Annotated in this window: 20 protein-coding genes; 14 read left to right on the top strand and 6 right to left on the bottom strand. The window is 70.0% G+C overall.

Features of this window, described 5'->3' with window-relative positions; translation table 11 throughout:
• Window positions 1-50: 50 nt before the first annotated feature.
• On the top strand, window positions 51-884 hold the full coding sequence (locus MUY22_RS01825; RefSeq protein ID WP_247056321.1) for an enoyl-CoA hydratase/isomerase family protein: 834 nt from the start codon (window positions 51-53) through the stop codon (window positions 882-884).
• A gap of 7 nt (window positions 885-891) precedes the next feature.
• Here the strand turns inward: MUY22_RS01825 and MUY22_RS01820 are convergent, their stop codons facing one another.
• The 5 genes from MUY22_RS01820 to MUY22_RS01800 form a co-directional block, all read right to left on the bottom strand.
• Entirely contained in the window at window positions 892-2,100 is a 1,209-nt protein-coding gene (locus tag MUY22_RS01820; RefSeq protein WP_247056319.1) for an Ig-like domain-containing protein, read from the bottom strand.
• A 234-nt stretch (window positions 2,101-2,334) separates the two neighbouring features.
• Window positions 2,335-3,294, bottom strand: a complete 960-nt coding sequence (locus tag MUY22_RS01815) for a pyridoxal-phosphate dependent enzyme (RefSeq protein WP_247056317.1) — start codon at window positions 3,292-3,294, stop codon at window positions 2,335-2,337.
• Window positions 3,291-3,944: a transcriptional regulator gene (locus MUY22_RS01810; protein WP_247056315.1), complete on the bottom strand. Its 654-nt coding sequence runs from the start codon at window positions 3,942-3,944 to the stop codon at window positions 3,291-3,293. Before MUY22_RS01810 ends, MUY22_RS01815 begins: the two co-directional genes overlap by 4 nt.
• A complete protein-coding gene (locus MUY22_RS01805; RefSeq protein ID WP_247056313.1) occupies window positions 3,937-4,290 on the bottom strand; it encodes a RidA family protein in 354 nt (117 codons plus the stop codon). Before MUY22_RS01805 ends, MUY22_RS01810 begins: the two co-directional genes overlap by 8 nt.
• Window positions 4,291-4,387: 97 nt before the next feature.
• Window positions 4,388-4,999: a TetR/AcrR family transcriptional regulator gene (locus tag MUY22_RS01800; RefSeq protein ID WP_247056311.1), complete on the bottom strand. Its 612-nt coding sequence runs from the start codon at window positions 4,997-4,999 to the stop codon at window positions 4,388-4,390.
• Between the two features lie 120 nt (window positions 5,000-5,119).
• On the opposite strand from MUY22_RS01800, the gene MUY22_RS01795 reads away from it, so the two are divergent.
• Entirely contained in the window at window positions 5,120-5,908 is a 789-nt protein-coding gene (locus tag MUY22_RS01795) for an SDR family NAD(P)-dependent oxidoreductase (protein ID WP_247056309.1), read from the top strand.
• 146 nt (window positions 5,909-6,054) lie between these two features.
• Here the strand turns inward: MUY22_RS01795 and MUY22_RS01790 are convergent, their stop codons facing one another.
• Window positions 6,055-6,687, bottom strand: coding sequence for a LysE family translocator (locus MUY22_RS01790; RefSeq protein WP_247056307.1), 633 nt, complete (start codon window positions 6,685-6,687; stop codon window positions 6,055-6,057).
• 497 nt (window positions 6,688-7,184) lie between these two features.
• On the opposite strand from MUY22_RS01790, the gene MUY22_RS01785 reads away from it, so the two are divergent.
• From MUY22_RS01785 to MUY22_RS01730, 12 genes are all read left to right on the top strand, one after another.
• Window positions 7,185-8,354 (top strand): hypothetical protein, encoded by a 1,170-nt coding sequence (locus MUY22_RS01785; protein WP_247056304.1) that lies wholly within the window; start codon window positions 7,185-7,187, stop codon window positions 8,352-8,354.
• Entirely contained in the window at window positions 8,354-8,530 is a 177-nt protein-coding gene (locus tag MUY22_RS01780) for a hypothetical protein (protein WP_247056302.1), read from the top strand. The genes MUY22_RS01785 and MUY22_RS01780 overlap by 1 nt, the downstream gene beginning before the upstream one ends.
• Complete coding sequence (locus MUY22_RS01775; RefSeq protein WP_247056300.1) at window positions 8,527-9,405, top strand: RimK family alpha-L-glutamate ligase; 879 nt, start codon at window positions 8,527-8,529, stop codon at window positions 9,403-9,405. The genes MUY22_RS01780 and MUY22_RS01775 overlap by 4 nt, the downstream gene beginning before the upstream one ends.
• Window positions 9,402-10,463, top strand: coding sequence for an N-acetyl-gamma-glutamyl-phosphate reductase (gene argC, locus MUY22_RS01770; RefSeq protein WP_247056298.1), 1,062 nt, complete (start codon window positions 9,402-9,404; stop codon window positions 10,461-10,463). The genes MUY22_RS01775 and argC overlap by 4 nt, the downstream gene beginning before the upstream one ends.
• A complete protein-coding gene (locus MUY22_RS01765; RefSeq protein WP_247056296.1) occupies window positions 10,460-11,284 on the top strand; it encodes a hypothetical protein in 825 nt (274 codons plus the stop codon). The genes argC and MUY22_RS01765 overlap by 4 nt, the downstream gene beginning before the upstream one ends.
• The gene (locus MUY22_RS01760; protein ID WP_247056294.1) at window positions 11,281-11,697 is read left to right on the top strand and encodes a RidA family protein; all 417 of its coding nucleotides are present in this window, start codon (window positions 11,281-11,283) and stop codon (window positions 11,695-11,697) included. The genes MUY22_RS01765 and MUY22_RS01760 overlap by 4 nt, the downstream gene beginning before the upstream one ends.
• Window positions 11,694-12,266 carry a type 1 glutamine amidotransferase gene (locus MUY22_RS01755; RefSeq protein WP_247056292.1) on the top strand — a complete coding sequence of 191 codons (573 nt, stop codon included), beginning with the start codon at window positions 11,694-11,696 and terminating at the stop codon, window positions 12,264-12,266. The genes MUY22_RS01760 and MUY22_RS01755 overlap by 4 nt, the downstream gene beginning before the upstream one ends.
• Window positions 12,267-12,280: 14 nt before the next feature.
• Complete coding sequence (locus tag MUY22_RS01750; RefSeq protein WP_247056290.1) at window positions 12,281-12,676, top strand: PPOX class F420-dependent oxidoreductase; 396 nt, start codon at window positions 12,281-12,283, stop codon at window positions 12,674-12,676.
• 19 nt (window positions 12,677-12,695) lie between these two features.
• Window positions 12,696-13,868 (top strand): pyridoxal phosphate-dependent aminotransferase, encoded by a 1,173-nt coding sequence (locus tag MUY22_RS01745; RefSeq protein ID WP_247056288.1) that lies wholly within the window; start codon window positions 12,696-12,698, stop codon window positions 13,866-13,868.
• A 352-nt stretch (window positions 13,869-14,220) separates the two neighbouring features.
• Window positions 14,221-14,796: a hypothetical protein gene (locus MUY22_RS01740; protein WP_247056286.1), complete on the top strand. Its 576-nt coding sequence runs from the start codon at window positions 14,221-14,223 to the stop codon at window positions 14,794-14,796.
• Window positions 14,797-14,799: 3 nt separating this feature from the next.
• The gene (locus tag MUY22_RS01735; RefSeq protein ID WP_247056283.1) at window positions 14,800-16,809 is read left to right on the top strand and encodes a flotillin family protein; all 2,010 of its coding nucleotides are present in this window, start codon (window positions 14,800-14,802) and stop codon (window positions 16,807-16,809) included.
• Complete coding sequence (locus MUY22_RS01730) at window positions 16,806-21,680, top strand: DNA repair ATPase (RefSeq protein ID WP_247056281.1); 4,875 nt, start codon at window positions 16,806-16,808, stop codon at window positions 21,678-21,680. The genes MUY22_RS01735 and MUY22_RS01730 overlap by 4 nt, the downstream gene beginning before the upstream one ends.
• Window positions 21,681-21,687: the final 7 nt, after the last annotated feature.

Here is a 21,687-nt window from a genome sequence, read left to right as displayed (position 1 = left end):
GGGTATGCATCGCAAACCTACAGGCCGATCAGCAACGCAAGGGATCCGTGATGACCGAACAGCCCTACTCGACCCTGCACGTGAGCACCGATCGCGGCGTCGCCCGCGTCGTGCTGCACAACCCGCCGGTGAACGTGCTCGGCGCGACGATGATGCGGGAGCTGCGCACCCTGCTCGACGGGCTCCGCGACGACCCGTCGGTCCGGGTCATCGTCTTCGCCGGCGCCGATCCCGAGTTCTTCCTCGCCCACGTCGACATGCTGATCCTGGAGGACGCCGACGGCCTCGACGAGCTCGCCAAGGCGGCACCGGCGGGGGTCAACGTGTTCCAGGCCGTCGGCGAGCTGCTGCGCCACCAGCCCCAGGTGACGATCGTCGAGCTCGCGGGCAAGGCCCGCGGTGGTGGCGCGGAGTTCGTCGCGGCCGCGGACATGGCGTTCGCCGCGGCCGAGACGGCCGGGCTCGGTCAGATCGAGGCGCTCATGGGCATCGTTCCGGGTGGCGGCGGCACGCAGTACCTGCGTGAGCGGGTCGGGCGCAACCGCGCTCTGGAGATCGTCCTGGCCGCCGACCTGTTCGACGCCGAGACCGCCGCGGCTTACGGCTGGATCAACCGGGCTGTGCCGGCCGCCGAGCTGCGCGGTTTCGTCGACCGGGTCGCCCGCAACATCGCCGCGCTGCCCGACGGGGTCATCGCCGCGGTGAAGCGGGCTTTGCCCGCCGACGACCTCACCGCCGGGTACCTGCGCGAGCACGACGCCTGGGCGTCCCAGGTCGAATCGCCCGCCGTGCAGAAGCTGATGGCCGCGGCGTTGCCGAACGGGGTTCAGACACGCGACGGCGAGCGCGACCTCGAAACGTTGATGCGCACCATCGCCCGCTGAGCGTTGCTCAGCCGCGCAGGGCGCTGCCGGCCTGCCAGGCGCTCCAGCTGATCGCCCAGTCGCCGTGGCCGTTGTTGATCGACAGCTGCGGGCCGCCCGAGTTGGTGACCTCGACGACGTCGCCGGTGTTGAAGTTGTCGAAGAACCACTTGGCGTTCTCGGTGTTCATGTTGAGGCAGCCGTTGGAGACGTTGTCGCTGCCCTGCACGCCGACCGTCTTCAGGTTCTCGTGCAGGTACTCGCCGTCGTTGGAGATCCGGACGTCCCAGTTCTCCGGTGCCTTGTAGTAGCCGGGGTCGCCTTCGCACACGCCGTAGCTGCAGGAGTCCATGATCGTGTGGTCCACCTTCGACAGGACCGTGTGGGTGCCGTTGAACGTCGGCGTCGGGCCCCGCGGCGGGGTGTCGACGGTCTTGCCCATGCTGATCGGCGCGGTCTTCACCAGCTGCCCGTTGTGGAACGCCTTCATCTGGTGCGTCTTGCCGTCCGCCTTGGCGACCCAGGAGTCGTGCACCTTGTAGCCGGCCGAGACGTCCTGGCCGCCGTACACCCCGCCCCCGATCGGCATCCCGAAGGTCGTGGTCTCGAGCTTCACCGTCGAGCCGGCCTTCCAGTACTCCTTCGGCCGGAAGTGCACCTCGCGCTTGCTCACCCAGTACCAGCCGCCGCCCTGCGCGGGCGAGGACGTCACCTTGAAGGACTTCTCCACCGTGGCCTTGTCGGTGATGTCGTGGTCGAACTTCAGCCCGATGACCAGGCCGACGCCGATGTCACCCGACGCCGGCTGGAACAGCGAGGCGGTGGCGACCCCGGACGGCTTGAGGGTGTGCACTTCCCCGCGTTGCTCGGTCGCCGCACCGGCCTGGTTCACCGCGGTGGCGACCGCTTGGTAGGTGGCCCCGTACCGCAGGGTGTCCGCGCTGGTCCAGGTCGTCTTGTCCGGCGACAGGGCGCCCTTGACGGCGTTGCCGGTCTGCGGGTTGGTGACCGTGACCGCCTGCAACGTGCCACCCGAGGCCCGGACCACGATCGGGTCCTTCGGGCTCAGCTGGTCGCCGCCCTCGAACGCCACCGTCGCGGCCGGCATCCCGGGCACCGTGGCCGTCCCGGCCACTCCGACCGCGCCGACTGCCTGGGCGGTCCCGCCGGTCTCGTTTTGTCCACTGCACGCGGCCAACAGCAGGGTCACCAGGCCGAGCCCGGCGATGCGGATCACTCTCACGGTCCATCAGACGTTCGACCCCGCGCCAAGTTGCGTCACGATCCGGTCACTCGTGGACAAAGCTGCCGTCGGCGTCCGGCTGGCATCGCCTGATGCCGATCCCAGCCGGACGGGGTACCCACCCAGCCCGAGGTTTCTCGGGCTGGGTGATCATGCCGCGTCCCGTACGTGTGACGCCCACGTCGTCTCGCGTCTCTTCACCCGGCCGCTGCTGTGCAACCCGACGGATCAGCCGCCGAGCAGCTCGGCGAAGCGCTCCGGGCTGATGTTGCCGCCGCTGAGGATCACGCCGACCCGGCCCGGCGCGGTGATCTGCCCGCTGAGCAACGCGGCGATCCCGGTCGCGCCGCTGGGTTCGAGGACGAGCTTCAGCCGCTCGAAGGCGAACCGCATCGCGTCCCGGATGGCGTCGTCGGTGACCAGCGCGATCTCGTCGACGAGGTTCCGGTTGATCGAGAACGTGAGCTCGCCGGGGATCTCGGCGGCCTGGCCGTCGGCGATCGTGTGGGGCACGGGGATCGCGACACGCTCGCCGGCCGCCAGCGACCGCTTGGTGTCGTCACCCGCGGCCGGTTCGACGCCGACGACCCGGATGCCGGGCCGCAGTGCCTTCGCGGCCGTGGAACTGCCCGCGATGAGGCCGCCGCCGCCGACCGGGACGACCAGCGTGTCCAGCGAACCGGCCTCCTCCAGCAGTTCCAGCGCCGCGGTCCCCTGACCGGCGATGACGTGCGGGTGCTCGTAGGGCGGGATCAGCGCGAGCCCGCGCTCGGCGGCCAGCGCCTGCCCGATCGCGACCCGGTCGCCGGTGTACCGGTCGTAGGTGACGATCTCGGCGCCGTAGCCCCGGGTCGCGTCCACTTTGGACTTCGGGGTGTCCTCGGGGACGAGGATCACCGCGCTGCTCCCGAGTTCCCGCGCGGCGAGCGCGACGGCCTGGGCGTGGTTGCCCGAGGAGTAGGCGGCCACGCCCTTGGCCAGCTGCTCCGGCGTGAGGCGCGAGACGGCGTTGTACGCGCCGCGGAACTTGAAGGCCCCGATGCGTTGCAGGTTCTCGCACTTGATCAGCACCTCGGCGCCGACGAGGTCGTCGAGGGTGCGGGAGCGGACCACCGGAGTCCGGTGCGCGACGCCGGCCAGCCGGGCGGCGGCGTCGCGGATGTCGTCGAGGGTCACGGGCGCGGTCATGGTGCTCCTTGGGCGCGGATGTCGGCGAGGTAGTTGTAGGCGGAGGCCCGGGAGATGCCGATCCGGGCCGCGACCTGCGGCACCGCCCGCCGCACGGCGAACACGCCGCGGGCGTGCAGGCTGCGGAACAGGTCCAGCCGCTCGTCGCGGCTGAGCGCGGCCCAGGGTTTGCTCAGGCGCAGCTGGTGCTCGTCGACGATCGCGTCGACCACGGCGTCGACGTCGTCGCCGAAGGTGGTCGTCGGCGGTTCCGCGGTCGTGCCGACGTCGGCCAGTTCGCCGACCAGGGTCCGCAGCTGCCCCAGCGCGGTGACGTCGAGGTTCACGCAGAGCGCGCCGAACACCGCACCGCCGCTGTCGCGCACCAGCATCGTCGAGGACTTCACCAGTTTCCCGGACGCGGTGCGGGTGACGTAGTTCAGCTGGTCCTCGGCGTCGTCACCCCGGGCGAGCAGGCCCATGCCGATCTCGCTCATCGACCCGCCCACCGAGCGTTCGGTGACCGACCCGGCGATCGCGACGACCGAGCTGTCCGGCTGCCGGAAGTCGTGCACGACGACCTCGCAGAACGAGCCGAGGGTCGCGGCGATGCCGTCGGCGACCGGGGCGAGTGCCGCGAGGATCGCGTCCCGCTCGGGGACCTCAGGCATCCCGCACCCGGGCGAGCGCCTCGACCTCGACCACCGCGCCGTAGGGCAGCGACGCCACCCCGACGCAGGTGCGCGCGGGCCGAGGCTCGGCAAAGAACCCCTCGTAGACGGCGTTGAGGCCGGGCCGGTCGGCGATGTCGGTCAGGTAGGCCACGACCTTCACGACGTCGGCCCGGCTCGCGCCCACCGACCGCAGCGCGGCGTCGAGGTTGGTGAAGGCCTGCGGGCACTCGGCGTCGAACCCTCCCGGCACCAGCTCGCCGGTCCCGGTGACACCGAGCCGCCCGGACACGGAAACCAGATCGCCGCTGCGGAAGGCCGGCGGGTAGGGGTGCTCGTTGCTCATGGACTCAGCGTATATCGAGTGGACGAACTGTCCAGATGGCCTGTGTCACGCCGCTGCCGAGCAGGTCCTCACGTCGGCGGCGGGTCGACCCTTCCTGCTAGAACTCGACGTGCGGCCGGTCGCCACCCAGTGCGGCCAGCACGGTCCGGTAGGTCAGGTCGGCCCGCGCGCCCACCTCGCCCGCCGCGGTGCCCAGCGCCGGGGAGTCCGTCGGCAGCCGTGCTGCTTCGTGGACGACGGCCAGGTAGAGGGCGCAGCACCACGCGGTGTCGGTGGCGGTGATTTCGCCGGCTTCGCGCAACCGCCTGAACAGCAGCTCGAGCCCGGCCGTGACCTCGGGGCTCATGGGTGTCATCCGGGTGGCCGGGTCCGCGGTGAGTTCCATGATCGCCCGGCTGCCGACCTTGAGCTCGAAGAGCAGCTCGGTCAGCCGGTACAGCGCCGCGACGGGCGGGGCCGTCGCCACTCGCGCCTGGTCGAGGCCGCGCAGGTAGCGGTCGTTGAGCACGCCGGTCAGCGCCTCCAGCAACACCTTGCGGGACGAGAACCGGCGGTGGACGGTGGCGCGCGCGAGCCCCGCGGCGTCGGCGATCCGCTCCAGCGTGGCGTTCGCGTCGACGGCGAGCACTTCCTCCGCGGCCGCCAGGATCCGCGCCGTGCTGCGCTCCGCGTCCGCCCGCAAGCGCCGCGGTCCCGCGTCTGCACTCATCCGAACCCCTCCTCGTCCCGGATCAGCCTACATTCGAAGCGCAGCCGTCTCGACTCCTGGACTAAATGAGACTCTCGTGTAGCATTTGTGCAGTCAAGTCAGACGCGAAAGGAAACCATCATGGATCTGGATCTTGCGGGCAAGCGCGTCCTCGTGACGGGGGCGAGCAGGGGCATCGGACTGGCGACGGTCGAGGCGTTCCTCGCCGAAGGCGCCGAAGTCGTTGCTGTGTCGAGGAAGAGCACTCCCGAGCTCGAAGCCACCGGCGCGACCTTCGTGTCCGCCGACCTCCTCGACGCCGGCGCGCCGCGGCGGGTGCTCGACACCGTGCTCGCGGCCGACCCGCGCCTCGACGTGCTCGTCAACAACGCCGGCGGCGGCGATGTGGCCGAGGCCGATCTCCTCGACCCCATCGGCGGTTCCGGCGCGGTGTGGAGCGACGTCCTCGCGCTGAACCTCGGCGCCGCCGTGGAGATGACCCGGGCCGCGCTGCCGGCGCTGTCGCGGGCGCGAGGCGCGATCGTGAACATCGGTTCGAGCTCCGCGCGCGACCCGCGCGGGGTGCCGCTGTCCTACGCCGCGGCCAAGGCCGGGCTGAGCGCGTTCTCCCGTGGACTGGCGGAGAAGCTGGGAGAAACGGGCGTCCGGGTCAACGTCGTCACCCCCGGCGCCACCCGGACCGCGATCCTGACGAGCCCGGACGGCTACGTGGGACGGCTGTCGGCGAGCATGGGCGTCGACCAGGAGACGGTGCTCGCGGCGATGCCCGAGCAGTCGGGAATGGTGACCGGCAAGCTGATCGAGCCCGCCGAGATCGCCCGGGCGGTGCTCCTGCTGGCGTCGCCGGCGATGCCCAGCGCGGTGGGCTCCAACTGGACCGTCGACGGGGGCATCCTCAAGACCCCGTAAGAGTCTCGGGGTGATCGGGAACGACTGCACGGCCGCCGGCCGGATTCTCCGCTCATCGACGCGGAATTGCCCGGGCAATTCCGCGTCGAGCCTGAAGCGACGGTCTCGTCGTCGTGCTCGCGGGTGGCCGCACGTGGCTGAACGGCTCACAAATTCTCCGTGAGCAAGCGCACTGCCAGGCCGCCGAAAATGACAGCGGAAAACTCTTTGATCCGGCGTTGGAACTTCGGTTTCCGGAGCAGCAATGCGGAAAACGTGCCGGCCGCGATTCCGACCGCACTGTCCATGGCGAGGCCGATGGCGATCAGGACGGTCCCCAGCGTCAGGATCTGGGCGGACACGGCCCAGCCTCCGGGAGTGAGGAATTGGGGCACGAAGGCCAGGTAGAAGAGGACGACCTTCGGGTTCGCGAGGTTCGTGAACACCGCCGACACGTAGGTCCGGCGCGCGGTGGTCCGCGCGTTCGTGCGCAGCGCGAAAGGTGTCGCCGATCTCCTGGCCGACACCAAGGTCATCACCGCCAGGTACAGCAGGAAAACCGCACCGATGATCTTCACGATTTCGAGGGCGGCAGGAGCGGCGCGCAGGAGCGCGCTCAAACCCAGCGCGGCCGCGACCGTGTGCACGACGGTGCCGCTGGCCATACCCAACGCGGCGGCGACGCCCCCACGGCGTCCGCCGGCCATTCCGTGGGCGATCATGAACATCATTCCCGGTCCCGGTACCAGGTTGAGCACCACGCATGCTCCGGCAAAACCGAGAATCAGTCCCAGCTCCATCAAGCCATCAAAACACCGATGCTCCGTCATCGGAACCCCTGTGCTCGTTCGGGGCAGGTCGCCGTTTTGCGTTTCGGTTGCCGTGGCCGGGGGTGTTCGTTCACCTGGTCGCGGCGACGCCGCCCGTGCGTGGCTCGTCGCCGTGATCGCGAAAACCGTGATTTCGTACAGGTGTCGCACCAAAAAACGCGGCGCGGTGCCACGGGTGATCACTATTCAACAGAATTTCCCGATAAACATGGCCGTGCACTGTTTCTGGTGTTTCTCGACGTGGTACCGCCAGGCGGGTCGGTAGTGCGCAATTTTCTGGAGAATCGACGAACGAAGCGACGCCGGCGGGTGGCCTGGGCCGGGTTGCGCCGTCAAGATCGGTGCGGTATACCGGATAAGGCGCGGTTTCTGCTGGGTGAGGAACTGCCAGGGGATGGGCAAACAAGCAGTCACATCTGGCTGTGTCGAACTCATAATATCGCCAACTCGTCATAGAAAGCTGTCCAATGGAATCTGCAGACCCGGTAAGAAGCACAACTTTTCCGTATATCTCGGACGCCACCTTGCGGGATTCCGCGCACATGGCGGGCGTGGAGTTCACCACTGATGACGCCGCGCGCATCTCCGGCCTTCTCGCCGGTGTCGGAGTGGACCTGGTCGAAGTGGGCATCATCTCGGGGGCCGGCTCACCGGACGCCGACCTCATTTCGGCCGTGCACAACGAAGTCGGCCCCGAACGCAGCTTGAGCCTGGTGATGGTCAGGGACCGCGACCAGGTCGCCGGAGCGCTCGCGGAGGCCGGTCGGCTCGGCTGCCGGTCGATCATGCTGTCGATCCCGACCTCGGCCAGGCACGCGGAGCTGAAGCTGGCTTCCTCGAGCCTCGGCTATCTGAAAACACTGGCGAAATCGGCCATCCACCAGGCCAAGGACCTCGGCTTTCACGTCACCTTCAGCGGCGAAGACGCCGCACGCACCGACGTCGAGCGTCTCAATGACTACGTGGCCGCGGGTTTCGCCGCGGGTGCGGATCGGTTCAGGCTCGCCGAAACCGTCGCGACGCTGCGCCCGCAGGACTGCGCCGAGCTGGTCGCCGGCCTCGTGGCGATCGACGGCGCCGAGATCGAGATGCATTCGCACAACATGCTGGGGATGGCGGTCGCCAACTCGTTCGCGGCGTTCGACGCCGGCGCGACGTGGATTTCGACGACCGTGGGCGGGATCGGCGAGCGCGGCGGGAACAGCCCGCTCGCCGAAGTCCTGTGCACGCTCCGCGCGGCCTACGGCAACACCCGTCACGACCTCTCGTTGCTGACCGAGCTGACCCAGGAGGCGATTCGCCGGGGCGGGTTCGGTTCGGCCTTCATGCCGGGCCCCACCACACGACACGCCTACGCCTACGAGCTGCTGGGGCAGCTGCTGCACCCGGAAGCGTACGAGACCACCCCGGCCGAAGTGGTGGGGAACGCGCGATCGCTGCGCGTCCGCTCCCGGCTGTCGCCGGCCCTGGTCGAGTTCGCGCTCGACGGGCAAGAACCCGCCGTCGACGCCGACCTGTTCTGCGCCTGGCTCGGCACGCACCAGGAACAGCACGGCAAACCCCTCCTCGACCGGGACTCGATCCGGGCCCTGGCGCGCGAGTACGCGGCGCTGAACCTGGTCACCGGGGGGCGATGATGGAGCTCACCGGTATCTGCCCGGAGTGCGAGACGAAACTGGCCATGCCGCCGCTCGCCGTCGGCGAAACCTTCACCTGCCCGGAATGCGTGCTGACGCTGAGGATCAACGCCGTCGACGACGGCGTCCTCGAGCTCGAGATGGTCCAGAAGCAGCTCAGGGACTGGGGTCAGTGAGCCGTGCCGACCGGGACGGGGAAGCGGGCGGAAGGATCGCGATCGTCGCCGACCGGATCGGGTGGGAAGAGCGGGAGCTGACCACCGAGCTCGAAAGACGGGGAATCCGCGCACCGTGGATGAACGACGAATCGCTGGGGCTGGGCGTTCCCCCGACCGGATCCCTGAACGCGGACGACCTGGTGCTCGTCAGGAGCCGGAGCTACACCCGCGGCGGCCTGCTCGCCGCCGCCTTCGCCGCTCACGGCGTACCGACGATCAACAGCGCCGCCGCGATCCGCACGAGCGAGAACAAGCTGCTGACGCGCTCGGTCCTGCACGAGCACGAGATCCCGGTGCCGGAGTTCCGGCTCGTGTTGTCCCGCAAGGACTTCCGCTCGGCCGTGGCCGAGCTGCCGCTGCCGTTGGTGATCAAACCCGTCTTCGGCGGTATGGGCCGGCGGGTGTTCCTCATCCGGGACGCGGATACCGCGCAGTCGCTGTACGACTACATCGAAGATCTCGGGCACGCGTTCGAGCAGGCGTGCCTGGTCGAGCGTTACCTGGGCAGCCGCTCCATCCGGTGCTTCGTGGTCGGACACGAGATCGTCGCCGCGGCGGAGTTCGAGAGCAGCGGTGACGGTGAATGGCGGAGCAACGCCGCGACGGGCTCGACGCAGCGCGGTCTCGCCCACGGCGTGGAGCTGCGGCAGATCGTGGACCGGGTCGTCGACGTCCTCGGGCCCGGCATCTACGGCGTGGACCTGTTCGACCAGGCCGGTTCGCTGGTGGTCAACGAGGTGAACCACGCGCCGGCGTTCCGGGCGATCGCCGAGACGTCGGAGGTCGACATCGTGGCGGTGCTCGGCGACTACCTCCAGAAGAGCCTGTCGTGACGCGCGTCGGGATCATCGGCGCCTCGGGTCTGGCGGGCGGGGAGCTGGTGCGCATCATCGACCAGCACCCGCACCTGGAGCCGGCGTTCCTCGGCGGTTCCCGGAACGTCGGCAAGCCGCTGGTGGCCGTCCACCCGGGGTTGCGGAGCCCGGCGGGCGCTGTCATCGAGGCGGTGTCGGCGCCCGAGATCCACCGGCGGTGCGACGTCGTGCTCCTCGCCACCCCGGCCGGCGTCTCGGCGGAACTCGTCCCCGCCTTGTCCGGCCGAGGCACCACGGTGATCGATCTGAGCGGGGCCTTCCGTCTTCGATCGGCGGCGGCCCACGACCGCTGGTACCCCGGCGTCCACCGTGATCCCAAGCTGGTGGCGAGCGTCACCTACGGCGTGCCCGAGCTGATCGCGGACGAGCTGACGGACGCGGACCTGATCTCCCTGCCCGGCTGCTACGCCACGGCCATCACGCTGGCGCTCGCTCCGCTGGTCTTCGGGCTGAAGCTGGCGGAGAGCACGGTGCTGGTGGACGGCAAGAGCGGATCCAGCGGCGGCGGCCTGCGCCTGCGGCGCGCCAACCTGCACCCCTACCGCAGCGGCGCGATCACCCCGTACGCCCCGCTCGGCCACCGGCACGCCGCCGAGGTCCGGGGATTCTTCGCCGAGCGGGCGCCCGACGCGTCCGTTTCCCTGACGATGTCGGCCTACGGCGTCGCGCACGTGCGTGGCCTGCTGGCCAGCTGCTACGTGTCCGGGAACTGGCCGATGGACGCCCGCACGCTGGCGCGCGCCTACCTGCGGTACTACAAGCCACACCCCTTCGTCCGCGTGCGGGACCACGCGGAGACGATGATCCCGATGCCGGACCCGCAGGCCGTGCTGGGGTCCAACTTCTGCGACGTCACGGCGCTGTACGACCCCGAAGGCGACGGCCGGATCGTCGCGCTGGCGGCCTTGGACAACCTCGTCAAGGGGGCGGCGGGGCAGGCCGTGCAAGCCGTCAACCAGCGGTTCGGGCACCAGCCGGAACTCGGGCTGACCATGCAGCCGGTGGTGCCGGCGTGAGCGCCCCGCTGGTGGTCAAGCTCGGCGGCAGCTGCGTGGAGCAGCTCGACGAGCTCTGGTGGGACGACCTCGCCGGTGTCATCCGGGCCCGGCGCGTCCTGCTGGTCCACGGCTGGTCCGGGCCGCTGGGACGGTTCGATCCCCGCCACGGCCGGCCCGCCGCGTTCCTGCGCGACCGCTACGGGAACCGCAGCCGGTGGACCACACCGCAGGTGATCGAGGACATCCGGGTCGTCTCCGCATCGGTGCGCGCGGCCATCGCCGGGAAACTGGCGGCCCGGGGCCTGCGCGTCGAAGGCGTGCTCGGCTGTGACGGACTGCTGCTGGCCGGGCCGGGGGAGCGGTTGTGGTGGCAGGACGGACGCTTGGTGGAGCTCGACAACCTCGTCGGGCCGGTGGCGTCGGTGGACCCGTCCCGGCTGACGGCGTGCTCCCCGGATCCGGCGAGCACGCTGGTCACGCCGCTGGCTCGCGACGCCGGTGGCCGGACGGTGAACACCGACGCCGACCGGGCCGCCGCGGCCCTCGCCGGTGCCCTCGGAGCGGCGGCGCTGGTGCTCGTGACCGACGTCCCGAACTTCTTCATCGACGGCGAGCCGGTCGAGAGGCTCGCTGCGGCGGAGGCGATCCGGCACCGCGACGGCAAGACCACCGGCGGTATGCGGAAGAAGCTCCGGGCCGCCGTCGAAGCCCTCGAGAACGGAACACCGGAAGTCGTCCTGGGCAACGGATCGGTCACCGCCATGGTGGCGGGCGGCGCCGGCACCGCGATCACCCGCGAGGGAAACCCGAACGCACCGAGAACGGAGCACCGAACATGACATCGTCTCGCACGGTCGTGCAGCCGGCCTCGCACCCGGACCCGGCAGGCAACTACTCGACGGCGGTCCGAGCGCTGTCCGCCGGATCAGCTCTGCTGTTCATCAGCGGCCAGGTCGCCAAAGGGCCGGACGGCGCGCCGACGGCGATCGGCGACGCCGGAAAGCAGACAGAGCGGATCTTCGACCTCCTCGAGGAAATCCTCGAGGAGGCCGGCGGCAGCGTCGACGACCTCGCGGCCCTGACGGTCTACATCGTGGACATGGCGGACTTCTCCGCCGTGACCGCCGTGCGCAACAAGCGGCTGGGCGCGAGCCCGCCCACCAGCTCGATCATCCAGGTCTCGGGATTCGCGCGCGAGGAGTTCCTGGTCGAAATCACGGCGACCGCTCTTCTGGGGGGTGCGACGTCGTGACAGTGCCGCGCGTACTGATCATCGACAACGGCAGTCTCTCCATCGGACCGCTGCGCCGGAAGTTCGAACGGCTCGGCCTGGAGACGGACGTCGTGCCGGTCGCCGACGCGCCGGTCGGGTTGCTCGGCCGGCACCAAGCCCTGGTGCTGAGCGGTACCAAGGTCCCGGCCCACGTCGGTGACTACCGGCACGTCGTCGATCTGGTCCGGGGATCGGGCGTGCCGACCCTCGGTGTGTGCGGCGGGATGCACGTTCTGGCCCTGGCGAACGGGGCCGAGCTCGAACGCGGCAAGCAGCGGGTCGGGAACTTCCCGGTCGACCTCGAAACCGGCGGCGGGCTCCTGGCCGGCGTCAAGCGGACCGTGTCCCTGTTCCAGCGGCACACCCTGTACGTGGACCGGGCGCCTGCGGGGTTCTCGGTGATCGGCCGCTCCGCGGACTGCCCGGTCGAGGTCATCCTGTCCGACGACGGACGGATCCTGGCGACGCAGGCCCACCTGGAGTTCCGCGAAGACGGCTTCGCGTTGATCGAAGCTTTCGCCCGGCGCCTCCTGGTGCCGGCCGTCTAGAGGAAGAAGGAACGATGTCCAGTTCTCAGCTGACCGATGAGGCCGCGGCCTGGTTCGGCGCACCCAACTTCGGTTTCGTCGCGACCAGTGAGCCGGACGGACAGCCCCAGCTGTCGATGGTGTGGGTCACGGTGAAGGACGGCGAAGTCCTGTTCTCCACCACCAAGGAACGGCGCAAGTACCACAACCTGGTGCGCGTTCCGCAGGCGACGATTCTCGTGCCGAAGGAGCACGATCCGTACCACTACTGCGAAGTCCGCGGGAAGGTCGTCGTGGACGAAGATCCCGGCGGTGATCTCATCCAGGAGCTCTCCCAGGCCTACACCGGCGGCCCGTTCACCGCCGACACCCCGGCCACCCAGCGCGTGATCGTCAGGATTTCGCCCGCCCACGTGGTCTTCCGGGCGTGATTCCCGCTCGGTGGGCGCCGTGACCGAGTGGACGCGGGAGCGTGCGATCGAGGTCGCGGTCGCCGCCGGTCACGTGCCGCTCGACCTATCGCTGGGGGTGCCGGGCGAACCACCGCCGACGTGGTGCCGCGCGCCGGAGTCGCGCGCGCCGGCTGCTTACCCGGCCAGCCGCGGCACCCTGACGCTGCGCGTCGCGGCCGCCGGCTACCTGGAGCGACGGTTCGGGATCACGGTCGACGCGGACGCGGTAGCGGCGTCGGCGGGGGCGAAGGAGTTCATCTCCACCGCGCCCTTGTTCCTGCGTGATGTGCTGGCCCCGACGACCCGTGACACCGTGCTCATTCCCGCGCTGGGCTACCCCGCCTACGAGGTGGGTGCCCGGCTCGCCGGCCTGCGCGCGCACCGCATCCCGGCGGACGAGGACTTCCGGATGCGCCTCGATCGGCTGCCGGACGCGGTCGCCGCGCGGGCGCTCTGCGTGTGGGTGAACAGCCCGGCCAACCCCAGCGGTGTCGTCGAGGCGCTGGGCCCGATCGTCCGGTGGGCCTGCGAACGCGGTGTGCTGCTGCTGTCCGACGAAGCGTACGCGGAGACCACGTGGTCCGGCACGCCGCGAACCGCGCTCGAACACGGCCCCGACGGTGTGCTCGCGGTGCACAGCATGTCCAAACGCTCCAACGCCCCCGGCCTGCGAGTGGGGTTCTACGCGGGCGACCCGGCCGTCGTCGCGGGCTTGGTGACCCGCCGACGTGCGGCCGGTTTCATGGCCTCGGCCGACGCGCAGGCCGAAGCAGCCGCGCTCCTCGACGACGACGCGCACGCAGAGGCGCTCCGCGTCGTGAACGAGCGCCGGTTACGAGACCTGGTGAGCGCTTTCGCGGCCCACGGCCTGCCCTGCACCGTGCCTGAAGGTGGCTTGTTCGCCTGGCTGCCCGCACCGGGCGCCGACGGAGCCGCTTTCGCTCGGTACACCGCTGAACGCGCCGGACTGATCGTGGCGGCCGGACAGCAGTACGGTCGTGCAGGGCGAGGCCACGTGAGAATCGCCGCGACTCACGACGTAGCCGTGGTAGTGCCTCGACTGCGGTTGCTGAGAACTGACAGCCGGAGATCACGGCGTGAAGTGGCAGCGTCCGGCCGGGCGCCGGATCAAGGAGACGCTGCGGGCGATCGTGCGACGGGCGGGGGATGAGGGCTTGCTGACCCACAACGTTCACGAAGCCGGACGACAGCCCGGCTTGCGCTCTCGGGCTCCCCACCGGCCACAGTGGACGAAGAGAAAGCGAAGAGAGGGGACTCGAACCCCGAACCCTGACGTGTCGGTCGGGCCGGTGGGTGGCCTGGCTCGCGTGGGTGTTCGGTATCTGCGTGTCGCTGGTGGCGAAGATCTGCTCGGTTCCGGAGCCGGGCGTGTTGCGGGTGACGGTGGCGGTGTGACCGGTTCGTGTCCGAAATGTTCTTCCCCGCCCTCGCCCGCCGGTTATAGTCGCTGGCCAGGGCTCTGGAGTGCCGGGCCCTTCCTTGGGGGAAGGAAACGACGTCGGATGAGCGGGTTCGTCACCGCGGCTTTGGCTTTTCCTGCCGTGCTCTTCAGCTTCCTGCTGATCGTCGTCATCGGGTACTGGGTGCTGGCCCTCGTCGGGGTGCTCGACGTCGAGGACGGTGACATCGGCTTCTTCGGCGGGGTTCCGCTGCCCCTCTCGCTGTCGCTGCTCGTCGCCTTCAGCTGGTTCCTCAGCCTCGTCGGGACCGTTCTCATCGACGGCGTGAGCACACCCCTGCGGGTCGGGCTCGGCTTTGGCGTGCTGGTCGCCGCGCTCGGGGGAGGGGCGCTCGGGACCCGGCTGGTCGTCGTGCCGTTGCGGCGCGTCTTCGCCGGGGCCGTGCCGAGCCGGCAGGACTTCGTCGGCCGGGTTGCCGTGGTGCGGACCTCGACCGTCACCGAGGACTTCGGGCAGGCCGAAGTGGCCGCCGCCGATGGGGCGTCGGCGATCATCTCCATCCGGCTCGCCGGGGAAGGCAACCTCGGGCTGGGCAGCCGCGTGGTCATCTACGACTACGACAGCGCGGGTGAGTTCTTCTGGGTCAGCCCGCTGGAACTCGAAGCAGAAAAGGACTGACGCATGGATGCCATCGGCCTGGGTGCCGGCGTGTTGATCGCCGTCGTGGTGCTGATCCTGCTGGTGCTGTTGTTCGTCGTGAGCCGGCTGTTCCGGAAGGTGCCGCAGGGCAAGGCGCTGATCATCTCCAAGGTGCGCAAGGTCGACGTCACCTTCACCGGCGCCGTCGTGCTGCCCGTGCTGCACAAGTCCGAGGTCATGGACATCTCGGTGAAGACGATCGACATCGAGCGCACCGGCCAGGAAGGCCTGATCTGCCGGGACAACATCCGCGCCGACATCCGGATTTCGTTCTTCGTGCGGGTCAACAAGACGGCCGAGGACGTGGTGAAGGTCGCGCAGGCCATCGGCACCGAACGCGCGAGCGACGAGACGACGTTGCAGGCGCTGTTCAGCGCGAAGTTCTCCGAGGCGCTGAAAACCGTCGGCAAGCAGCTCGACTTCGTCGACCTCTACACCAAGCGCAACGAGTTCCGCGACCAGATCATCCGCGTCATCGGCACCGACCTGAACGGGTACAGCCTCGAGGACGCGGCGATCGACTACCTCGAGCAGACGCCGATGACGTCGCTGGACGCGGCGAACATCCTGGACGCGCAGGGTATCCGCAAGATCACCGAGCTGACCGCGATCGAGCACGTGCGCACCAACGAGTTCCGCCGCCACGAAGAGAAGGAGATCACGCGCCAGAACGTCGACGCCCGCGAGGCGATCCTCGAACTGGAGCGGCGCCAGGCCGACGCGGAGATCAAGCAGCGCCGCGAGGTCGAGACCATGCGGGCGCGCGAAGAGGCGGAAATCCTCAAGGTGCAGGCCGAGGAACGGCTCAAGTCGCAGGCCGCGCAGCTGCGCACCGACGAGCAGCTCGGTATCCAGCAGCAGAACCAGCAGCGCGAAATCGAAGTCGCCGGCAAGAACCGGGAACGCGTCATCGCCATCGAGTCCGAGCGGATCGAAAAGGACCGCCTCCTCGAAGTGATCGGCCGCGAGCGCGAGACCGAGCTTTCCCGGATCTCGAAGGACAAGGAACTCGAAACGGAGAAGCGGTCGATCGCCGAGGTGATCCGCGAGCGGATCGCCGTCGACAAGACCGTCGCGGAGCAGGAAGAGAACATCAAGAAGCTGCGCGTGGTCGAGGAGGCCCAGCGCACCCGCGAGGCCATCGTCATCCGGGCCGAAGCCGAAGCCCAGGAGAACCTGGTCAAGGGCATCAAGGCCGCCGAGGCTTCGGAGCAGGCCGCCAAGCACAAGGCGCGCGAGGAGCTGACCCTCGCCGAGGCGCGCCAGCAGACCGCCGAGCTGGAGACGCGGGCCAAGATCCGGCTGGCGGAGGGCATCCAGGCCGAGGAGGCCGCCGCCGGCCTCGCCGCGGCGCTGGTCAAGGAGCGCGACGCCGACGCGCTGGAGAAGGTCGGCCGCGCCGAAGCGATCGTCGAACGCGAGAAGGCGATCGTGGTCGCCGAGGCGCTGCGCGACAAGCTGAAGGGCGAGGCCGAGGGGCTCACCGAGAAGGCCGCCGCGCTGGCCGCGCTCGACAGCGCGAGCCGCGAGCACGAGGAGTACCGGCTGCGGCTGGAAGCGGAGAAGGAGATCCGGCTGGCCGCGCTCGATGTGCAGCGTGACGTCGCCGAGGCGCAGGCGACCGTGCTGAGCGTCGGGCTGGAGAAGGCCGACATCGACATCGTCGGCGGCGAGACCATGTTCTTCGACCGGATCGTCGGCTCGATCGGCCTCGGCAAGAGCGTCGACGGCTTCGTGCAGCACTCCGACGTCGTCCAGTCGCTCGCGCGGCCCTACCTCGACGGGTCGGCCAGCCTCACCGACGACCTCGCCAAGCTGATCGGCGCGGTCAGCACCGAGGACGTGAAGAACCTGACGCTGTCGGCCTTCCTGGCGCAGCAGCTGAAGGCGGGCGGCCCGGACACGGACAAGCTCCGTGAGCTGATGACCACGGCGCAGCGGCTCGGCCTCGCCGAGACGTCGGTCGCCACCGTCGTCGCCGCGAAGCAGTGACGGCGGCCGAGACGGAGCTGGACGCGGGCACGTATGACGTGCTCCGCGTCCGGCTGGCCGCCCAGGCGGCCGAGCTGGGCAAACGCGCGGACGAGCTCAACGCGCGCCGGCTGGCGGTCTTCGGCAGCGCGCAGCTCGCGCTGATCGGCACCGAACGCATCCGCACCGCGAACAACTGCGTGCCCCGGGACATCGTCGCGGTCGGCGGGCGGATGTTGTTCGGCTACAACGTCTTCATCGGGCTCAAGCCCGAGACGGCGGTCGATGACGTCTTCTCGCTGCAGCGCTTCAGCCACGACGAAAACGCGTTCCGGTTCGACGACGTGAGCGCGCAGGACCTGCCCGAGGTGCTGCGGGACGAGCAGTTCGGGCGGGACTTCGGCGAGCTGTACCGGTACTACCGCCAGGCGAAGCTGCTGCAGCTGCGCCGGCTGGACGGGAAGCTGCTCGCGGTGTTCCAGATCGGCCCGCGCACCGAGGACATCCGGGTGCTGCGGTGGGGCGTCGCGCCCGACGGCGCGGTGTCCTACCTGGACAACCGCGGTGAGCGCGACCACGTCTTCCCGCCGTCGCACGATTTCGAGTGGGTCGAAACCACGCGCGAGAACCACGTCCTCGGCCGGCACCCGCACATCTCGATCGAGGACGAGGTGTTCGTCGAGACCGTCGGCGGCAACCTGACGGTCAAGGTCGAGAACAACACCGAGACCGGCGCCGGCGTCTACGCCGAGCCGGTCGACGAGCCGTTGCAGAGCCTCGCCGACGCCGAGGTCTCCTACGCCCGGATCGGCCCGCTGATCCTGCTGCGCATGCTGCCGTACAAGGAAACCACCTACCGCTACCTGGTCTTCAACACACGCACCCAGGACGTCGTGCGGCTCGACGGCATCGGGCAGGCGTGCCAGCGGCTCCCCGAGGACCACGGCATCATCTTCCCCGGCGGCTACTACCTCGACACCGGCGTGAGCAAGACGTTCGACACCACGGTGGACGGTCTCGAGTTCGAGCGCGTGATCCGCTCGCCCAACGGCGAGGACGTGCTGTACGTCTTCCACGCGCGGGCCGAGGGGCGCTCGCTCCTGCTGCCCTACAACGTGATCCGCAAGGAGGTCGCCAACCCGATCCCGTGCCACGGGTATTCGCTGTTCGACGACGGCACGATGATCCTGTTCCGCGCGCTGTCCGGCGAACCGAGCCGGGTGCACCCGATGCAGGTGTGGCGCACGCCGTTCCAGTCGGACACCTACGCCGCGTCACAGCCCGCCGGGACCGGGCCGCTGGAGCGCGTCGGGAACGCCGATCTCGTCCGCGGGATCTCGGACTGCCTCTCGATCACGACGATGATCGCGGACATGGCGCCGTCGGCGGCGGTGTTCGAGGCGCTGATCGCCGCGTGCGCGCGGCTCTTCGACCACTACCACTGGCTCGGCGAGTCCGAGCTGGGTGATCTGCGCTCGCCGCTGTCCGACGTCCGGGTCACCGCCGAGCAGGTGCTGGACGAGTTCGAGACGGTCACTTCGCTCACCGCGCAGGCGGCCGAGGCCGTCGACACGGTGGCGGCCGGCACCGCGTCCCTCGTGCGGCGGGTCCGCGGCGAGGCCCTGAACACAGCGGACGCGTGGGTGCGCCGCCTCGCCGAAATGCACCGGGCGCGGGGGCGCCTCGTCACCGTGCGGGAGCTGCGCTACGCCGACACCGCGCGCGTCGACACGCTGATCGGCGAGCTGGACACGGAGTTTTCCGAGGCCGCGCACCGCGCCGTGCGGTTCCTGCAGGGCGAGGAGGCGTTCACCGGCTACCACGCCGAGGTGGACGCGCTGGTCGCCGGGGCGGCCGCGATCGCGACGGTCGCCGAGGCCGGCCCGGTCGCCGAGCGGCTCGACGAGCAGTCGGCCGGCCTGGAGGTGCTCACCGACGTCGTCGGCGGGCTCGACATCGCCGATGCCGTCGTCCGCACGAAGATCCTGGAGCGCGTCGGCGAGGTGATCGGCGCCGTCAACCGCGCCAGGGCCACCTTGGACGCGCGGCGCCGGGAACTCCTGGACACCGAGGGCCGGGCGGAGTTCGCCGCCGAGTTCGCGTTGCTCGCGCAGGCCATCACGGGCGGGCTCGCGGTCGCGGACACCCCGGAGCGCTGCGACGAGCAGCTGGGCAGGCTGTTGCTGCAGCTGGAGAACCTCGAATCGCGGTTCGGGGAGTTCGACGACTTCCTGACGTCGCTCGGGGAGAAGCGCACCGACGTCTACGAGGCGTTCTCCTCGCGCAAGCAGGCGCTGCTCGACGAGCGGGCGCGGCGGGCGGACCGGCTCGTCGATTCGGCGGGCCGGATCCTCGGCAGCGTGACCCGCCGGGCCGGTTCGCTCGGCTCGGCCGACGAGATCAACACCTACTTCGCGGCCGATCCGATGGTCTCGAAGCTGCGCGGCGTCGTCGAGGACCTGCGTGCGCTCGGTGACCAGGTCCGCGCCGAGGAGCTCGAAGGCCGGGTGAAGGCCGCCCGCCAGGAGGCCGGCCGGAGCCTGCGCGACCGGCTGGACCTCTACGGCGAGGGCGGCGAGACGATCCGCCTCGGACGCAGCACCTTCGCCGTCAACACGCAGGACATCGACCTGACGCTGGTGCCACACGAGAGCTCGATGAAGTTCGCGATCACCGGCACCGACTACCGGGCGCCGGTGCGCGACGAGGCGTTCGAGGCGACGCGGCCGTACTGGGACCAGCTGCTGGTCTCGGAGTCGCCGGAGGTGTACCGGGCCGAGTACCTCGCGACGTCGATCCTCGCCGAACGGCCCGTGGCCGAGCTGGTCGAAGCCGACCTGCTCGACGTCGTGCGGAGCGTGGCCGGGGAGCGTTACGACGAGGGTTACGCGCGCGGGGTGCACGACCACGACGCGGCCGCGATCCTCGCGGCCTTGCTGCGCCTGCGGTCCGCGGCCGGTCTGTTGCGCTACCCGCCCGCGGCCCGTGCGGCGGCTCAGCTGTTCTGGGCCTTCGGCGCCGACGAACGGGCCAAGGCCGCGTGGACGACGCGGGCCGCGTCGCTGGGGCGGGTGCGGGAGGCGTTCGGTCACACCACGGCGATCGACGCGCTGGCGCGGGAACTCACGGACGCGATGACGGCTTTCCTCGACGGTGCGGGCCTGGCGATCGAGACCGAGTTCGCCGGGGAGTACCTGGTCGAAGAACTCGCCGTCGCCCAGCCCGGGTTCGTCACCGACAGCGGCGCGCGCACGGTGCTGGACAAGTTCCGGCTCGACCGGCGGAGCTTCGCCGAAGACCTGCGTTCCCTCGACGCCCTGGCGGACCGGTACCAGCTGGCCGACGCCTGGCTGCGATCCTTTGTGGACTCCGCCGGGCTGCCGGCCGACGAGCTGCCGGAGGCCGTCGCGATCGAGCTGTGCGACCTCCCGCGGTACGACTCGTCGGCGACGCTGACGGCCACTGTGGACGGTCTGCTCGGCTCGCACCCGCGGATCACCGGGCGGTCGGTGACGCTGCGGCTGGACGAGGTGCTGGCCAGGACGCACCGGTTCCGGCGTGATCGCGTGCCGGGGTTCCGCGCCTACCAGCGGCTGCGCAACGAGCTCGTCGCGGCCGAACGCGACCGGCTCCGGCTGGACGAGTACAAGCCGAAGGTGATGAGCGCCTTCGTGCGCAACCGGCTGCTGGACGAGGTCTACCTCCCGCTGATCGGCGACAACCTGGCCAAGCAGCTCGGTGCGACCGGGGACGCCAGGCGCACCGACCAGTCCGGCCTGCTCCTGCTGATTTCGCCGCCGGGGTACGGCAAGACGACGCTCATGGAGTACGTGGCCAGCCGGCTCGGGCTGGTGTTCGTGAAGGTCAACGGGCCGGCGCTCGGCCACGACGTCACCTCCGTCGACCCGGCAGACGCGCCCGACGCGACCGCGCGGCAGGAGGTCGAGAAGATCTCGTTCGCGCTGGAGCAGGGCAACAACGTGCTGCTGTACCTCGACGACATCCAGCACACGTCGCCGGAGCTGCTGCAGAAGTTCATCTCCCTGTGCGACGCGCAGCGACGGATGGAAGGCGTGTGGGAGGGCCGCACGCGGACCTACGACCTGCGCGGCAAGCGGTTCGCGGTGTGCATGGCCGGGAACCCGTACACCGAGCAGGGCAAGCGGTTCCGCATCCCCGACATGCTCGCCAACCGCGCGGACGTGTGGAACCTCGGCGACGTGCTGTCCGGGAAGGAAGACCTCTTCGCGCTGAGCTACGTCGAGAACTCGCTGACGTCGAACGCCGTGCTGGCGCCTTTGGTGTCCCGCGAACAGTCCGATGTGGACGTCCTGGTGCGGATGGCGCGCGGTGACGGTTCGGTGCGCGCCGACCAGCTTTCCCAGGCGTATTCGGCGACGGAGCTGGAGCAGATCCTCGCGGTGCTGCGGAAACTCCTGCGGGTGCAGCGGACCGTGCTGGCGAACAACCGGGCCTACATCGCCTCAGCGGCGCAGGCGGACGCGTCCCGCACCGAACCGCCGTTCCAGCTGCAGGGTTCGTACCGGAACATGAACAAGCTGGCCGAGCGGATCGTGCCGGCGATGAACGACGCGGAACTCGAGGCCCTGATCGACGACCACTACGCGGGCGAGGCGCAGACGCTGACTTCGGGCGCCGAAGCCAACTTGCTCAAGCTGGCCGAGCTGAGGGGGCGCCTGTCCGAGGAGCAGGCCCGCCGGTGGGCCGACGTCAAGGCCGCGTACCTGCGGGCGCAGGCACTGGGCGGCGACGACGAGGACCCGATGAGCCGCGCGGTCGGCGCGGTGGGCCTGCTGGCCGACCGGGTGGGCGCGGTCGAAACCGCCATCGGACGTGCGGCGCAGCGGCTTGTGCGTGAAGAAGTGCCGTGACCTGCTG

This window comes from Amycolatopsis sp. WQ 127309, from assembly GCF_023023025.1.
GTDB lineage: Bacteria > Actinomycetota > Actinomycetes > Mycobacteriales > Pseudonocardiaceae > Amycolatopsis.
This window is presented reverse-complemented; position numbering and strand designations above follow the sequence as displayed.

Excerpts from the sequence above, each read along its gene's own strand:
- MUY22_RS01825 (WP_247056321.1), top strand. The coding sequence starts at position 51 with ATGACCGAACAGCCCTACTCGACCCTGCACGTGAGCACCGATCGCGGC.
- MUY22_RS01815 (WP_247056317.1), bottom strand. The coding sequence starts at position 3,294 with ATGACCGCGCCCGTGACCCTCGACGACATCCGCGACGCCGCCGCCCGG.
- MUY22_RS01810 (WP_247056315.1), bottom strand. The coding sequence starts at position 3,944 with ATGCCTGAGGTCCCCGAGCGGGACGCGATCCTCGCGGCACTCGCCCCG.
- MUY22_RS01805 (WP_247056313.1), bottom strand. The coding sequence starts at position 4,290 with ATGAGCAACGAGCACCCCTACCCGCCGGCCTTCCGCAGCGGCGATCTG.
- MUY22_RS01800 (WP_247056311.1), bottom strand. The coding sequence starts at position 4,999 with ATGAGTGCAGACGCGGGACCGCGGCGCTTGCGGGCGGACGCGGAGCGC.
- MUY22_RS01795 (WP_247056309.1), top strand. The coding sequence starts at position 5,120 with ATGGATCTGGATCTTGCGGGCAAGCGCGTCCTCGTGACGGGGGCGAGC.
- MUY22_RS01790 (WP_247056307.1), bottom strand. The coding sequence starts at position 6,687 with ATGGAGCTGGGACTGATTCTCGGTTTTGCCGGAGCATGCGTGGTGCTC.
- MUY22_RS01785 (WP_247056304.1), top strand. The coding sequence starts at position 7,185 with ATGGAATCTGCAGACCCGGTAAGAAGCACAACTTTTCCGTATATCTCG.
- MUY22_RS01780 (WP_247056302.1), top strand. The coding sequence starts at position 8,354 with ATGGAGCTCACCGGTATCTGCCCGGAGTGCGAGACGAAACTGGCCATG.
- MUY22_RS01760 (WP_247056294.1), top strand. The coding sequence starts at position 11,281 with ATGACATCGTCTCGCACGGTCGTGCAGCCGGCCTCGCACCCGGACCCG.
- MUY22_RS01750 (WP_247056290.1), top strand. The coding sequence starts at position 12,281 with ATGTCCAGTTCTCAGCTGACCGATGAGGCCGCGGCCTGGTTCGGCGCA.
- MUY22_RS01740 (WP_247056286.1), top strand. The coding sequence starts at position 14,221 with ATGAGCGGGTTCGTCACCGCGGCTTTGGCTTTTCCTGCCGTGCTCTTC.
- MUY22_RS01735 (WP_247056283.1), top strand. The coding sequence starts at position 14,800 with ATGGATGCCATCGGCCTGGGTGCCGGCGTGTTGATCGCCGTCGTGGTG.